The sequence below is a fragment of the Microcoleus sp. N3A4 genome (assembly GCF_036701805.1).
Classification (GTDB): domain Bacteria; phylum Cyanobacteriota; class Cyanobacteriia; order Cyanobacteriales; family Microcoleaceae; genus Microcoleus.
Genome location: NZ_JAUBRJ010000016.1, coordinates 72,391 through 85,964, shown reverse-complemented (window position 1 = coordinate 85,964; position 13,574 = coordinate 72,391). Strand labels below are relative to the sequence as shown.

General features: G+C 44.6%; 16 protein-coding genes and 1 rRNA gene. 11 read left to right on the top strand and 6 right to left on the bottom strand.

Going from position 1 to position 13,574, the window contains the following annotated elements; genetic code table 11:
* Window positions 1–225: 225 nt before the first annotated feature.
* A complete protein-coding gene (nadC, locus tag QUA56_RS12060) occupies window positions 226–1,089 on the bottom strand; it encodes a carboxylating nicotinate-nucleotide diphosphorylase (protein WP_333357602.1) in 864 nt (287 codons plus the stop codon).
* On the opposite strand from nadC, the gene QUA56_RS12055 reads away from it, so the two are divergent.
* From QUA56_RS12055 to QUA56_RS12025, 7 genes are all read left to right on the top strand, one after another.
* Window positions 1,088–1,222 (top strand): hypothetical protein, encoded by a 135-nt coding sequence (locus tag QUA56_RS12055; RefSeq protein ID WP_333357600.1) that lies wholly within the window; start codon window positions 1,088–1,090, stop codon window positions 1,220–1,222. The genes nadC and QUA56_RS12055 overlap by 2 nt on opposite strands.
* Before the next feature lie 72 nt (window positions 1,223–1,294).
* Window positions 1,295–1,522 carry a type II toxin-antitoxin system VapB family antitoxin gene (gene vapB, locus QUA56_RS12050; RefSeq protein WP_333357597.1) on the top strand — a complete coding sequence of 76 codons (228 nt, stop codon included), beginning with the start codon at window positions 1,295–1,297 and terminating at the stop codon, window positions 1,520–1,522.
* The gene (locus QUA56_RS12045; RefSeq protein ID WP_333357592.1) at window positions 1,519–1,905 is read left to right on the top strand and encodes a type II toxin-antitoxin system VapC family toxin; all 387 of its coding nucleotides are present in this window, start codon (window positions 1,519–1,521) and stop codon (window positions 1,903–1,905) included. Before vapB ends, QUA56_RS12045 begins: the two co-directional genes overlap by 4 nt.
* On the top strand, window positions 1,905–2,093 hold the full coding sequence (locus QUA56_RS12040; protein ID WP_333357590.1) for a hypothetical protein: 189 nt from the start codon (window positions 1,905–1,907) through the stop codon (window positions 2,091–2,093). Before QUA56_RS12045 ends, QUA56_RS12040 begins: the two co-directional genes overlap by 1 nt.
* 64 nt (window positions 2,094–2,157) lie before the next feature.
* Window positions 2,158–3,876: a hypothetical protein gene (locus QUA56_RS12035; RefSeq protein WP_333357587.1), complete on the top strand. Its 1,719-nt coding sequence runs from the start codon at window positions 2,158–2,160 to the stop codon at window positions 3,874–3,876.
* Between the two features lie 205 nt (window positions 3,877–4,081).
* The gene (locus tag QUA56_RS12030; RefSeq protein WP_333319614.1) at window positions 4,082–4,309 is read left to right on the top strand and encodes a hypothetical protein; all 228 of its coding nucleotides are present in this window, start codon (window positions 4,082–4,084) and stop codon (window positions 4,307–4,309) included.
* The gene (locus tag QUA56_RS12025) at window positions 4,302–4,721 is read left to right on the top strand and encodes a putative toxin-antitoxin system toxin component, PIN family (protein WP_333357584.1); all 420 of its coding nucleotides are present in this window, start codon (window positions 4,302–4,304) and stop codon (window positions 4,719–4,721) included. Before QUA56_RS12030 ends, QUA56_RS12025 begins: the two co-directional genes overlap by 8 nt.
* A gap of 91 nt (window positions 4,722–4,812) precedes the next feature.
* Here the strand turns inward: QUA56_RS12025 and QUA56_RS12020 are convergent, their stop codons facing one another.
* From QUA56_RS12020 to sufR, 4 genes are all read right to left on the bottom strand, one after another.
* Window positions 4,813–5,031 (bottom strand): DUF2283 domain-containing protein, encoded by a 219-nt coding sequence (locus QUA56_RS12020; protein ID WP_333357581.1) that lies wholly within the window; start codon window positions 5,029–5,031, stop codon window positions 4,813–4,815.
* 194 nt (window positions 5,032–5,225) lie between these two features.
* Window positions 5,226–5,342: ribosomal RNA gene (gene rrf / locus QUA56_RS12015) — 5S ribosomal RNA — on the bottom strand.
* 196 nt (window positions 5,343–5,538) lie between these two features.
* On the bottom strand, window positions 5,539–5,946 hold the full coding sequence (locus QUA56_RS12010; protein WP_333357579.1) for a hypothetical protein: 408 nt from the start codon (window positions 5,944–5,946) through the stop codon (window positions 5,539–5,541).
* Between the two features lie 350 nt (window positions 5,947–6,296).
* Window positions 6,297–7,001: an iron-sulfur cluster biosynthesis transcriptional regulator SufR gene (gene sufR / locus QUA56_RS12005; RefSeq protein WP_333357576.1), complete on the bottom strand. Its 705-nt coding sequence runs from the start codon at window positions 6,999–7,001 to the stop codon at window positions 6,297–6,299.
* A gap of 188 nt (window positions 7,002–7,189) precedes the next feature.
* Between sufR and sufB the strand changes: the two genes are divergently transcribed.
* The 4 genes from sufB (at window position 7,190) to QUA56_RS11985 (ending at window position 12,543) form a co-directional block, all read left to right on the top strand.
* On the top strand, window positions 7,190–8,632 hold the full coding sequence (gene sufB, locus QUA56_RS12000) for a Fe-S cluster assembly protein SufB (protein WP_333031904.1): 1,443 nt from the start codon (window positions 7,190–7,192) through the stop codon (window positions 8,630–8,632).
* Between the two features lie 343 nt (window positions 8,633–8,975).
* Window positions 8,976–9,767 (top strand): Fe-S cluster assembly ATPase SufC, encoded by a 792-nt coding sequence (gene sufC, locus QUA56_RS11995; protein WP_333357573.1) that lies wholly within the window; start codon window positions 8,976–8,978, stop codon window positions 9,765–9,767.
* Complete coding sequence (gene sufD, locus QUA56_RS11990) at window positions 9,764–11,119, top strand: Fe-S cluster assembly protein SufD (RefSeq protein WP_333357570.1); 1,356 nt, start codon at window positions 9,764–9,766, stop codon at window positions 11,117–11,119. Before sufC ends, sufD begins: the two co-directional genes overlap by 4 nt.
* A 161-nt stretch (window positions 11,120–11,280) precedes the next feature.
* Window positions 11,281–12,543 (top strand): cysteine desulfurase, encoded by a 1,263-nt coding sequence (locus tag QUA56_RS11985; protein WP_333357568.1) that lies wholly within the window; start codon window positions 11,281–11,283, stop codon window positions 12,541–12,543.
* A 170-nt stretch (window positions 12,544–12,713) separates the two neighbouring features.
* Here the strand turns inward: QUA56_RS11985 and QUA56_RS11980 are convergent, their stop codons facing one another.
* Window positions 12,714–13,538, bottom strand: a complete 825-nt coding sequence (locus tag QUA56_RS11980) for an NAD-dependent epimerase/dehydratase family protein (RefSeq protein WP_333357566.1) — start codon at window positions 13,536–13,538, stop codon at window positions 12,714–12,716.
* Window positions 13,539–13,574 lie beyond the last annotated feature (36 nt).

Genomic DNA, 13,574 nt, shown 5'->3' with positions numbered 1-13,574 from the left:
CCAATATAGTCCTGGACGCATTTTAAAGTAATGATGTCATTCTCAGCAACTCTGGACACGGCAGTGCCGTTTCCCTACTCCCAAATAATCGATTGCGCGATCGATCGAAAGAGGACACGGCAATGCCGTTTCCCTACCACAATTAATTGTAGGGAAACGGCATTGCCGTGTCCAGACTGTGGGTAACTAACAACCAATAACCAATAACAAATAACCACTAACTAACTAATAACTATTAATTTTCATGCTCAAATCTAGCCAAGTCGATCGCGTAATCGGAGCACTGGTAGAAATATAGTCAACTCCGGTTTCCGCCACACTCCGAATAGTTTCTAAAGTAACATTGCCGGAAGCTTCAATTTTTACCCGATCGCTCTTTTCGCGAATTATTGCCACAGCCTGCCGCATCAAATCAAAGGACATATTATCTAACATGATAATATCGGCTTTGTGCTGCAAAGCTGTCTCTACTTCAGCGAGAGTTTCGGTTTCGACTTCGATTGTCAGCGGATAGGGGATAGAATTGCGAATTAGGGCGATCGCCTCGGCAATTCCCCCAGCCGCCGCAATGTGATTGTCTTTCACCATCACTGCGTCATCCAATCCCATCCGGTGATTGCAAGCACCGCCGACTTGAGTTGCGTATTTTTCCAACAATCTCAACCCCGGCGTTGTCTTGCGCGTATCCACCAATTGCACGGGTAAATCGGCAATTTTGTCAACATATTTCTGAGTTAAAGTAGCGATGCCGCTCAAACGCATTGCCAAGTTTAATGCTACTCTTTCTCCGGTTAACAGCGCCTCGAAATTGCCGGAAATCTTGGCAATTACTTCTCCTTTTTCGCACAGTTTCCCTTCGGGTACTTGGGGGATGAAACTGAGGCTGCTGTCTAAAAGTTTAAATGTGCGATCGGCAATTGGCAATCCGGCTATGACTCCAGCTTCTTTGACAATCCATTTAGCAGTACCCTGGATGCTGTTTGCGGGGAATAAAGCCGATGTTGTGCGATCGCCCCTACCGATATCTTCTAGCAGCCAGTTGTGCAGTAGGGAGTCTAAAACTATCCAAGGTGGTAATATTGCTGTCATGTTTTCTTTGTTATTCCTGCTACTAGGAACGATAGTCGATCGCGTAATTTTAGGCAAGTTGCAAGATAGTGATGGTGTTGGTGCGATTTTGGGCGATCTGGATTTGGGATGCGGGGGCGATCGGGCTAGATGATGGGGTATTCTGTTGCTGACATTGGGTGTTGGTGCTTTAATGGAGTAGATAGGGCGATCGCAAGTAAAAACCATGATACAGCCAGTCATTTTAGAAAAACTAGAAGAACTCCCTGAGTCTCTTCAGACAGAAGTGCTTCATTATATTGAGTTTTTGATCGAAAAGCAGGCTAAAAACTCAACCCAAGAAAAGCCGACACAGAAGCGTCGTGTGGCCGGAACAATGAAAGGAATGTTTGTTCTACCGCTACCTGATGACTTTGATGAGCCGCTTGAGGATATGAAGGAATACATGGAATGAATAGATTACTATTAGATACTCATGCTTTGATCTGGTTTGTATCCAATGATCCAAATCTGCCAGTGTCAACCAGAGACAAGATTGAATCTGCCGACGATGTTTTCTTGAGCATTGCAAGTCTTTGGGAGATGGCAATTAAACTCAATATTGGAAAACTCCCCTTACAGGGCAATTTTGAAGACATTGAACCTCAACTCATTGCTGCGGGTATAACGATTCTTCCTCTGACATTTGCCGATACTGTTCAATTCCGTTATTTACCCCTGCATCATCGAGATCCTTTCGATCGCATTCTGGTGGCACAGGCGATTAATCATTCCCTTGTTTTGATTAGTTGCGATGTGGCTTTTGATGCCTATGACCTTCAGCGGGTATGGTCATAATGAATGCAAAAATATTTTACTTTTGTAAAGGCGATCGCTACCATCAAAAGCTAACTTTTAGTGGTGCTTTAGTCATTGTTTCGGCGGGTAATGTGGCGACATCTGCCCGTTCTTTAGTAGCTCCGGCGAGTATCCTGTTGACAACCTTGGGTATTGGTGCTTTGATGGAATGGAGGGGTTTAATTTAGTATCAAAAAGAGTTTGAGCCTCTTAAGACAGTTCATTTAACTCATATAGGCTTAACTGATTGCCGTGAAGATCACATCAGATATGGATACAGGTATGGATAATAGTGAACTACAGAAAAGGCACTTTGCAGCTCTTAAACAGAAATATCAAGTAGGTCAGTATAAGAGTGGTGTGTCTGATAGTTTCCTATATCTGATACTGAGAAAAGCCGACCTGGGCATTCAGGTCACAAACCTAGAGTTTCAATGGCTAACAGAGAATCGCCTTGTCGGAACCGTTGAAATCATTTCTTTACAGCAATACCAAGCAGAAGACAAGAAAAGGCTAGAAGCTGAATTTCTACAACTGCGAACTAAGTACCATATTCCAAAACAGTTAGAGATTCCAATCTCCAGCCCAGTCTATTCAATACTTTGGAAATTAGATCCTGGGTATAGCCTTACAGATTCAGAGTTGGAACTACTAAATAATCATGGTCTTGTAGACACAATAACTTTGATTGAAGATATTCGTAACTTTTCAAAACTCAAAATTAACTATAAAGCGACTAAGAATCTAAACCAATTTCCTGAAGAGCCTCTGTATTCAATTCTGAAAAAGCTTGATGCGAGAGAGCAATTATATAACTCCGAAGCTGAATGGCTTTTAGAATTAGATTTTGGAGAAACACTAGAAATTCATTGGCAGCAAGAGGATGAAAGGAAAGTTGAAATTGAATTTTCAGAACTAAAGTCTAAATATCAGATTGATTCTCACCCAGATACTTCTATTTCTAGTCCACTATATTCTATTTTGAGCAAATTCAACTCAGAATTAGAATTAGAGCCTAGTGAATGTGAATGGTTGAAGCAGCAAAACTTGAGCGAGTTAATTTCAATCGATCGAGAGCGTAAGGACAGAAGATTCTTTGCGGAACTTAAAAATAAATATAAAGCCACTCAATATCAAAGCTCAGAACCTTCGAGCCGTTTATTTTTAATCCTTAGAATTTTTGAGATTAGTGAATCAAAAACTTCCAACCCTTCTGAGGAATCGAAAGTATTGATTGACGAAAAAGATATTCAGTGGTTGTCAGAAGAAGGACTTGTTGAGACAGTAGATATTGCCAAACAGATCCACTTCAGGACATTAAAAACCAAGTATCAGATTGTGGGTCAATTAGCGCTCGACCCATTTTATGAAATTATGCTCAAACTTGAGCGAGAGGAACGACTCGACCCAAAACAAGTCATTCAATTAATTGAAGAAGGTCGTCTTGCTCGACATGGAAAGATAGCGATCGCCTACTACAGATTAGAAGCAATATTTTGCGAAAAAGAACATCAACGAACTGGAAACAGATGGAAGCTACCGAGTGCAAGTAGTAACTGGCGGAAGGCAGATGAGCCGGAAAAAGCTCTAAAAGTAACAGAAAATGTGAACTGGAACAAAGTACAAGAATCTGACCTGAAATCAGCTCTGTGGGTAACTAGAGGTGCAGCATTTCGGGATCTTAATCAACTAGATGAAGCAGAAAATTGTGCAACGCAAGCAAGAGAATGTCACCCTGATAGTCACCAACCCTATACCCTTATGGGAGCAATTTGTTACGACCGAGGTGAATATGCGGATGGTGATAATTGGTTTGAACTGGCCGCAGAACGTGGGGCTGACGATACCGATGACGAAATTGAAAGAATTGTCAGAATGACAAAAGACAAGGATAAACGTAGAGAAGTTGCAGAGTATCTTCTGAGTAAAGATTCAAATCGCTATAAATGGGCAAATTCGTATCTAAAGTAGGAAGAACTATGGAAGAATCGAAAAGGTCTGCCTCTACCAGTATCCTGACGGCTCATATAGGTGCAAAGGAAAAGGCAAGATGATCGCCCACTATTGACTGCTAAAATAAGGGCGATCGCTCGTGATGATTGTGTTAAAATATGGTTCTATTCCCCCGCAATTCTAGATTATTTGAAAACAGTCATTGAAACATCACATAACCATCATGCAAACCAAAACGATCGCAATTCGCGTCAATGCTGAAGTTGCTAAGATATTTGAGGCTGCTTCTGAAGAACAGCGTCGTAAATTGGAGGCATTACTTAGCCTGAAACTTAGTGATGCAATTCGACGCAAAAGACCCCTGGAGGAGGTAATGAGTGAGATGAGTCGGAATGCTCAATCGCGAGGATTGACCCCAGAAATTTTGGATTCAATTCTTTTTGATGAGTAAGATGCGCTACGTTTTTGATACAAATGCAATTGTCAGTGCGATTCTGTTTGATAACAGTAAACCCGATCGTGCCCTTCGATATGCTTTAGCAAACGGAGAGATATTACTATCACTTGAACTGCTAGAAGAATTGAATGAGGTATTGGGGCGCGAAAAATTTAATCGGTATGTCACAAGTGAAGAAAGGGAGGAATTTTTAGCAGCTTTGGTGGACAGGGCAGTTCTAGTAGAGATAATTGAGAAGGTGCAAGAGTGCCGCGATCCAAAAGATGACAAGGTTTTGGAGTTGGCATTAAATGGAGAAGCGCAGTATATCATCACTGGTGACAGAGATTTGCTAGTATTGCACCCATTTCGTGGTGTGGTGGTAATCACAGTAGACGAGTTTTTGAAGACTATCGAACCTGAGTAGTCTCGGTGGCTCAACTTTGCCATCCTACCACGATAAAAGATGCGCTCGCCCACTATTGACTGCTAAAATTAAGGGCGATCGCTTTCCCTATTTAAGCTACAGTAAAAGCTATATTTTCTAGCACTACATTAGGTATACTTCCACTACCTAAAACCTGTGTAGCATCTAAAACTTCTATCCCTACCAATAACTCATTTTCCCCAATATTTAAAGCAATTTCGTCAGTCAACTGTAAAGTGCGACACTGATGCTTACCTTCTACAAGTCTAATGTAGAGAGCATCAATTTCGGAATCATAACTAATCTTCATAAATATTTACCTCTTATTCTTCAGTCCGCGGAGGCGGACTTCGTTTGTGTAGTAGCGGTTTCAACCGCCGAGCTTCGTTTGTGTGTTGCTGCGCGGTTTCAACCGCCGAACCCTAAAGGAAACGACTAATAACCCCCCAAAAAAACTAAAGCTCTTTTCCGTTGTTGCGGGAAAAGAGCTTTAATTTATTATTAACCTGGCACTGAGCTATTTTACCGGGCAGTGACCCGCCGAGTATCTTCGCCATAGCAACGTTTAACAACCGAGTTCGGGATGGATCGGAGTGGTTCCATTACATCATAAGCACCAGGAAAGCTTTGAAAACTTTGAATCATGTGTCTGCGTTAAGTTTGATGCGCTGCATCTCTTTCGCTCGACTTAATTACCTTATCAAGTTTTCCTTTGTCTGTCAACCCCTTTGTCCAAACTTTTTTTCGATCGCCCGAAACAGCCCCCAATCGCCGAGTTTGACGTATTATTTGCCAGTGTTACCGATCGACCTTTAACTCACAAATCCAAAAAAGCCGCATCGGTTCCCTGTTCTCTGCGAATCTTCCCGTCCTTCACAAACCACGCCACGACCTGCTTAACTGTTAATTGTTCGATCGCCCCTCCCGATTCCACAGCAATTTGCCTCAAAGGCCGCAAAGACGCAATTACCAAATTCGTAAAAAAGTTTTCAAAACTAGCATCAAGTTCGATCGACCCTTTAATACTCTCATCATTCTTAATCCAATCCATCACCTGCCCATTTGTCACCTCAGCCACCGGCAAACCAGTCTCCCCAGCAATTTGCTTTAGCACCCTCAAAGCATAAATTGCCAGCCGCGCCGAAAACTTTTCCTTCGACGACAGCAGCGCCATATCAACTTCCGCACACTCTTCCGGCTTTAAAAAATCTGCTAGCGGTTCCATAGTTATTAGTTACTTGTTATTTGTTATTTGTTATTTGTTATTGGTAAAAACATCTATCCGTGTATCCGTGTCAAAATTCGTGTCGTGCTGTTGGTAATCGGTAAAAGCAAAAAACACCCATCCGTGTATCCGTGTCAAAATCCGTGTAGTGCTGTCGGTAATCGGTAAAAGCAAAAAACACCCATCCGTGTATCCGTGTCAAAATCCGTGTAGTGCTGTCGGTAATTGGTAAAAGCAAAAAATACCCATCCGTGTATCCGTGTCAAAATCCGTGTAGTGCTGTCGGTAATTGGTAATTGGTAAAAACACCCATCCGTGTATCTGTGTCAAAATCCGTGTAATGCCTTCCCTCATCCTTCTTCCTTCTTCCTTCTTCCTTCTTCCTTCTTCTTAGCGATCGAATAACCGCAGCGGTGTTCCCCATTAATAATCCAGTGAGTCCGCTCTACAATACAATCCGGCAAAACCCCTGCAAACATTTCCAACTCATTGCCGCACACACTCGGAAAAGTTTCAGCCACATTAGAAATCGCGCAGTTGTGTTCCGCAAACACAAATCGATCGCCCAAACCAGCGCGATCGCACATCCCCACCTCTACAGATTCTACAGGATAACACTCAGCCATATAACCTTCAGCCCTGCGGAGTTCCACCAACTTAGTCACCCGCTCTTGCAGCGAACCCGCACCCACGAGTCGCCGATAGTCCGTAGCCTTGCGCTGCCACTGTTTTCGTAGGATACTAATCACTTGCTCGCGGCCGACGGTTTCCGCCAACGTATCCAAGAAAGAGACTGCAAAATCGCCGTAACGGTTCGGGAATCGATCGCGCCCCAGACTGGTAAGCTCATAAATGTGCTGCGGCCGCCCCATCCCAGCCTGAACCGACTGATACTGAATCAGCCCCTCCGCTTCCAAATCCTTCAAGTGACGGCGAATCGCCTGCGGGCTGATATCCAAAGACTCCGCCAACTCAAGAGCCGTCCCTTTATCTCCCTTAAGCAAATATTGCAGGATGTCTTGTTTCGTGGAAGTCTGCTGAGTAGTCTCCATCATCTTCACAAAAAATTATTAATTTGACTTTGACAATATCACTATTGTTAATGTAGCTTAAAATATAGTAAAGCAACAAAATTGTTGTTTTACTTCCCAGAGCAGTCCAGCAGAACTCGCTCAAGCCCAGACAGGCATTGCCCCGTCTGCCATCCAGAGAGCATTATCTAGAACACTGAACACGCAAAATAATGAGTTCTACCACAGTCAAAACCTTAGTCAACCAGCCCTACAAATACGGTTTCGTCACCGACATCGAGTCAGACACCATCCCCCGCGGCTTGAGCGAAGATGTAGTCAGGCTGATTTCGGCCAAGAAAAACGAACCGGAATTCATGCTGCAATTCCGCCTCAAAGCATACCGGAAGTGGCTGACAATGACCGAGCCCACCTGGCCCCACGTCAACTATCCCGCGATCGACTACCAACAAATTATCTACTATTCCGCGCCCAAACAAAAGCCCAAAAAGCTCAACAGTTTGGACGAAGTTGACCCGACACTGCTAGAAACCTTCGAGAAACTCGGTATTCCCCTCTCCGAACAAAGGCGGCTCGGAAATGTCGCCGTTGACGCCGTTTTTGACAGCGTTTCAATTGCGACAACCTTTAGAGAAAAGCTAGCCAAAGACGGCGTAATATTCTGTTCCATCTCAGAAGCTGTCAAAGATTATCCCGAACTAATAGAAAAATATCTCGGCAGCGTCGTACCAGTCGGCGACAACTTTTTCGCAGCCCTCAACTCCGCCGTATTCAGCGACGGTTCCTTTGTTTACATTCCCAAAGGCGTCAAATGCCCGATGGAATTGTCAACATATTTCCGCATCAACAACGGAGATTCCGGCCAGTTCGAGCGCACCTTAATTGTCGCAGAAGAAAACAGCTCAGTGTCTTACCTAGAAGGCTGCACCGCCCCCATGTTTGACACCAATCAACTGCACGCCGCCGTTGTGGAATTGGTAACAATGGACAATGCAGACATCAAATACTCCACAGTGCAAAATTGGTACGCTGGCGACGCCAACGGCAAAGGGGGCATTTACAACTTCGTGACGAAACGGGGTTTGTGTCAGGGAGTCAATTCTAAGATTTCTTGGACACAAGTAGAAACCGGTTCCGCGATTACTTGGAAATATCCCAGTTGCGTGTTAGTCGGCGACAACTCGGTGGGCGAATTCTACTCGGTAGCGCTGACAAATAACAAACAGCAAGCTGACACCGGAACCAAAATGATCCACGTTGGTAAAAATACTCGCAGCACGATTATTTCTAAGGGAATTTCGGCGGGAAATTCATCCAACAGCTATCGCGGTTTGGTGAAAATGGGGCCGAACGCTAAAGGCTCTCGCAATTACTCTCAGTGCGATTCCATGCTGATTGGCGACAACGCTCAAGCGAATACTTTCCCTTATATTCAAGTGCAGAACCATACTGCTAAAGTGGAACACGAAGCTTCTACTTCTAAGATTGGGGAAGAGCAATTGTTCTTCTTCGCACAGCGGGGAATTTCCGCAGAAAATGCTATTTCGATGATGATTAGCGGTTTCTGTAAAGATGTTTTCAATCAGTTGCCGATGGAATTTGCGGCGGAAGCTGATAAGCTGTTGAGCCTGAAGCTTGAAGGAAGTGTCGGATAATTTTGGCGGGCGAGAAACCCTTCCAGGCCGAGTCTATTGGTGACAACTTAAGACTGCAATCCATAAATAATGTCGCTTTTATTCGAGTCTAGATCCCCCTAAATCCCCCTTAAGAAGGGGGACTTTGAGAATACTTCTTGTCTCCCCTCTTCCTTATTAAGGGGGACTTTGAGAACACTCTTGTCCCCCCCTTATTAAGGGGGGTTAGGGGGGATCTAGGCTTCGATACAAACAAGAGAGACGGTAGGTTTAACGTTAAATTGTCACCAATTGACAGAGCCTAGGAACGAGAAGAACGAGAATAAAAAGCTGTAAAGTGCATTGAGGAAAAGGACAAAAATAGATGATTGTTGAAAATAGTCAAGTGGTGCTATCCGTCCGCAATTTAACTGCGAATGTCGAAGATACCCAAATCCTGAAGGGTTTGAATCTGGAAATTAAATCGGGTGAAATTCACGCGATTATGGGCCCGAACGGTTCGGGAAAAAGCACTTTATCCAAGATATTAGCCGGCCATCCTGCTTATACGGTAACGGGCGGAGAAGTTACTTTTTTGGGTCGAAATTTGCTGGAATTAGCGCCGGAAGAACGTTCTTTGGCTGGCGTGTTCCTAGCGTTCCAATATCCTTTAGAAATTCCCGGCGTTAGCAATCTGGATTTCTTGCGCGTGGCTTACAATTCTCACCGCAAACATCGCGGCTTGGAAGAATTGGATGCTTTTGATTTCCAAGATTTAATCGAGGAAAAGCTGGATATTGTCAAGATGAATGATTCTTTTTTAGGCCGCAGCGTAAATGAGGGTTTTTCCGGCGGCGAGAAAAAGCGGAATGAAATATTGCAAATGGCGCTGTTGGAACCGAAATTAGCTATTTTGGATGAGACTGATTCGGGTTTGGATATCGATGCTCTCAAGATTGTCGCCGGCGGTGTGAATCAGTTGTCAACTGCTGAAAATTCGATGTTGGTGATTACTCACTATCAGCGGTTGCTGAATTACATTATTCCTGATTTTATTCACGTCATGGAAGCCGGCAGAATTATCTTGACTGGCCCGAAAGAGTTGGCGCTGGAATTGGAAGAGCGCGGTTATGACTGGGTTGTGGAAGAGGAAGCAGCAGGAGTGGGCGCGCGATGATAAATACGCAAGTTGCTAGTAGGGAAATGTTTTTGGCTGATTTGGTGAATCAGTGCGGCAAGTTGGAGGCTGCTAATAGCAAAAGTGCGGCTTATGGGTTGCAGGATTTGCGGGATGCGGCGACTGAATACGTGCTTGCTTCGAGTTTTCCGACGGTGAGGGATGAGGAATGGCGCTTTACTGATTTGTCGCCGGTGTTGCAAATTCCTTTTCATATACCGCAGAGCAATCAGTCAAAAGTTAAGTTGGCTGATATCATTATGCCTGTGAAAAATCGGGATGATTTACCATTAAGATTGGTATTTGTCAACGGTTTTTATGCACCGGATTTGTCAACTGTGAATTTGCCGAATTTGCCGTTAGCGGAGCCCTCGAAGAGGCTCGACTTTTACGCAGGGAATCTATCTAATGTACCCGAAAAATATCAAGGGCGGATCGCCGATGTTTTGAGCCAGCACAGCCAGCAAACTGAAGTTTTTACAGCGTTGAATACTGCGGGTTTAGTGGATGCTGCGGTGGTGTTCGTACCGGCCAATATGTCGATCGACCTTCCGATTCACTTGCTGTTCCTGACAGCACCAGGTGCATCTCCCACGATGTCCCAGCCGCACTGCTTAGTCATAGCTGAGCCTGGAAGCAATGTGACGCTGGTTGAGGATTACGCAACTATCGGTAATGTACCAGCGTTTACGAATGCTGTGACGGATGTTATTGTCGGCGAAAACGCCACTGTGAATCACGTTCGGCTGCAGCGGGAAGGTGGGGAAGTTGTTCATATCGGCAAAAGTGCGATCGAGCAATCTCGTAATAGCCGTTACAGTTGCCATGCTATCAGCTTGGGAGGCAAAATATCCCGGCACAATTTAGAAGTTTTTCAGCGCGGCGAAGCCACTGAAACAACTCTAAACGGTTTAACCGTAGCCTTTGGGGAACAGTTATCAGACACTCACAGTTTAATCGATTTCAATCACCCCCACGGTACAAGCCGCCAACTGCACAAGTGCATTATCGGCAACAAAGCTCGCGCTGTATTTAACGGCAAAGTTTTCGTTCGCAAAGCCGCACAATTGACAGATGCCGGACAATTGAGCCGGAATTTGTTGCTGTCGCCGAGAGCTCGCGTAGATACCAAACCGCAGTTGGAAATTGTCGCTGACAACGTTAAATGTTCCCACGGTGCAACTGTCAGCCAATTAGAAGACGATGAACTTTTCTACTTGCAAAGTCGCGGTTTGGATTTAGAAAGAAGCCGCTATTTGCTAATTGATGCTTTTGCAGCGGAAATTCTCAATCAGTTGCCAATTGTAGGTGTGGCGAAAATGCTTTCTACTTGTGTGGCTGTGCAAGAATAACTGATAGAGACAGATTAGGACACAGCAGTGCTGTGTCCCTACCACATCTTGCACCATTTTTAACAGCCTGTAGGGGCGGGCTTCACGAATAATAATTGCCTAAAACCAACAATCTCGTAAACCCGCCCCCACCCAACGATAAATCACTAACTTCAAAAATTATGACACTTATTCAAGAAAAAACACTTGCATCAAAAGTTCGCGGCGACTTCCCAATTTTGACTCAAAAAGTCAACGGTAAACCGCTAGTTTATCTAGACAATGCAGCTACTTCTCAAAAACCTCTGGCTGTACTCAATGCTTGGCGCGATTACTACGAACAATACAATGCTAACGTGCACCGCGGCGCTCACACTCTCAGCGCCAAAGCGACTGATGCTTACGAAGGTGCGAGAGACAAAGTTGCTGCTTTTATAAATGCGGCGTCGCGGCAAGAAATTGTTTACACTCGCAACGCCACCGAAGCGATTAATTTGGTTGCTTATTCTTGGGGCTTGAGCAATCTGCAAGCCGGAGATGAAATTATCTTGTCGGTGATGGAACACCACAGCAATCTCGTGCCGTGGCAAATGATGGCTCAAAGAACCGGTGCAGTGCTGAAGTTTGTGGAGTTAACGGAAACTAACGAGTTTGATTTGGAACAGTTTAAGACGCTGATTTCCCATAAAACTAAATTGGTGTCAACCGTTCACGTTTCTAATACTTTGGGCTGCATCAGTCCTGTCAAAGAAATCTGCCAAATTGCACACAGTTTCGGCGCAAAAGTTTTAATAGATGCTTGCCAAAGCGTGCCGCACATGATAGTAGATGTGCAAGCAATAGATTGCGATTGGCTGGTTGCTTCCGGTCACAAAATGTGCGCTCCGACTGGCATCGGTTTTCTGTACGGTAAGCTGGACTTGCTGAGAGAAATGCCTCCGTTTTTCGGCGGCGGCGAGATGATTGCTGACGTGTTTCTCGATTATTCCACCTATGCCGATTTGCCGCACAAATTTGAGGCCGGCACGCCTGCAATCGGCGAGGCGATCGCCCTTGGTGCCGCAATCGATTATCTTAATAACATTGGCATGGATAAGATTCACGCTTGCGAAGCCGAATTGACGGCTTATTTGTTCCAACAATTGCGGCAAATTCCCGAGATTAAAATTTACGGGCCGCAACCAGACAGCAACGGCGAAGGTAGGGCAGCTTTGGCGGCATTTACAGCCGGAGAAATTCACCCTCAAGACTTGTCTACCATGTTAGACCAGGAGGGGGTCGCGATTCGTTCCGGGCATCACTGCACGCAAGCTTTGCACCGCTATTTGAATATTTCATCGACGGCGCGGGCGAGTTTGTATTTTTACAATACTCGCGAGGAGATTGATGTGTTTGTGAAAGCGTTGAAAGAGACGATCGACTTTTTTGCTGGGATTATGGGATAAGTTAATTAGTGATTAAAATGGCTTTTTTTATAACCGCAGATGTCGGCAGATGAACACGGATGAACGCAGATGAAAAAAAAAATCTAAATCTGTCAATATCGCCCTTTCTCCATCCGCGTTCATCAGCGTCAATCCGCCTACATCTGCGGTTATAAAAAAGATTAGCCCAACTAATACTCCCTAATTTCAGGATGGATAAATTGATAACCAGCCGCCTTAATCTTTTGATTCGACACCCTCGCATTATAAGGCCGCACGCTAGGACTTCCATCCCAAGAAACTTGAGGCAGATTGTGAGTTTCAAAAATGCGATCGAGCAATTCACCACTAGATAGCGATACATCGCCAACTAAATTGTAAATTCCCTGCAATCGATTTTCCAAAGCAAATGTTAACCCCCCAACAACATCATCCAGATGCACCCAATTAGTAGCATCTTCCCCCGCACCGGGACGAGTGTTCCCAGCCCAACGTCCAAAAATTTTAACTAATTCTCGCCCGGGCCCATAAATTCCTCCCAAACGGAGAATGCAGACGTGAAGATTGGGACTAGATGCTGCTAATAAAACCCGTTCAGTTTCTGCCATAATTTCACTGTTTGGATTAGCTAGTTTGACGGGCGATTCTTCATTTACCAATTCACCTTGGCGATCGCCATACACAGAATAACTACCCGTATAAATAACCTGCTTTACTGTCGGTGTTTCCTGTAAAACCGATACTAAAGTTGTCGCAGTATCTAAATAACTCTCCTGATAAGTATCAGAATTTGGAGCACCGACGCACAGCATAACAGCATCTTGTTCTTGCAGTAAAGAAGCGATCGCATCTTTGTCATTTCCCTTGATCACGGCTACCCGCTGGGCGACACCCTCCAATTCAACTACTCGGCTCGCCGTCGTAGTTGTCGCCGTCACAGTACAATCAGATTTGCCGCGTAAATGTTGGGCTGTCGCAGTACCCACATAGCCACAGCCGACGATCGCAACTTTCATAAAAAAATCTCCTTTGTTTCATCCTCTCTAAAATTA

What these genes read in the sequence shown, in the direction of transcription:
- QUA56_RS12055 (WP_333357600.1), top strand. Translation starts at nt 1,088, where the DNA reads ATGTTTTCTTTGTTATTCCTGCTACTAGGAACGATAGTCGATCGCGTA.
- nadC (WP_333357602.1), bottom strand. Translation starts at nt 1,089, where the DNA reads ATGACAGCAATATTACCACCTTGGATAGTTTTAGACTCCCTACTGCAC.
- vapB (WP_333357597.1), top strand. Translation starts at nt 1,295, where the DNA reads ATGATACAGCCAGTCATTTTAGAAAAACTAGAAGAACTCCCTGAGTCT.
- QUA56_RS12045 (WP_333357592.1), top strand. Translation starts at nt 1,519, where the DNA reads ATGAATAGATTACTATTAGATACTCATGCTTTGATCTGGTTTGTATCC.
- QUA56_RS12040 (WP_333357590.1), top strand. Translation starts at nt 1,905, where the DNA reads ATGAATGCAAAAATATTTTACTTTTGTAAAGGCGATCGCTACCATCAA.
- QUA56_RS12030 (WP_333319614.1), top strand. Translation starts at nt 4,082, where the DNA reads ATGCAAACCAAAACGATCGCAATTCGCGTCAATGCTGAAGTTGCTAAG.
- QUA56_RS12025 (WP_333357584.1), top strand. Translation starts at nt 4,302, where the DNA reads ATGAGTAAGATGCGCTACGTTTTTGATACAAATGCAATTGTCAGTGCG.
- QUA56_RS12020 (WP_333357581.1), bottom strand. Translation starts at nt 5,031, where the DNA reads ATGAAGATTAGTTATGATTCCGAAATTGATGCTCTCTACATTAGACTT.
- QUA56_RS12010 (WP_333357579.1), bottom strand. Translation starts at nt 5,946, where the DNA reads ATGGAACCGCTAGCAGATTTTTTAAAGCCGGAAGAGTGTGCGGAAGTT.
- sufR (WP_333357576.1), bottom strand. Translation starts at nt 7,001, where the DNA reads ATGATGGAGACTACTCAGCAGACTTCCACGAAACAAGACATCCTGCAA.
- sufB (WP_333031904.1), top strand. Translation starts at nt 7,190, where the DNA reads ATGAGTTCTACCACAGTCAAAACCTTAGTCAACCAGCCCTACAAATAC.
- sufC (WP_333357573.1), top strand. Translation starts at nt 8,976, where the DNA reads ATGATTGTTGAAAATAGTCAAGTGGTGCTATCCGTCCGCAATTTAACT.
- sufD (WP_333357570.1), top strand. Translation starts at nt 9,764, where the DNA reads ATGATAAATACGCAAGTTGCTAGTAGGGAAATGTTTTTGGCTGATTTG.
- QUA56_RS11985 (WP_333357568.1), top strand. Translation starts at nt 11,281, where the DNA reads ATGACACTTATTCAAGAAAAAACACTTGCATCAAAAGTTCGCGGCGAC.
- QUA56_RS11980 (WP_333357566.1), bottom strand. Translation starts at nt 13,538, where the DNA reads ATGAAAGTTGCGATCGTCGGCTGTGGCTATGTGGGTACTGCGACAGCC.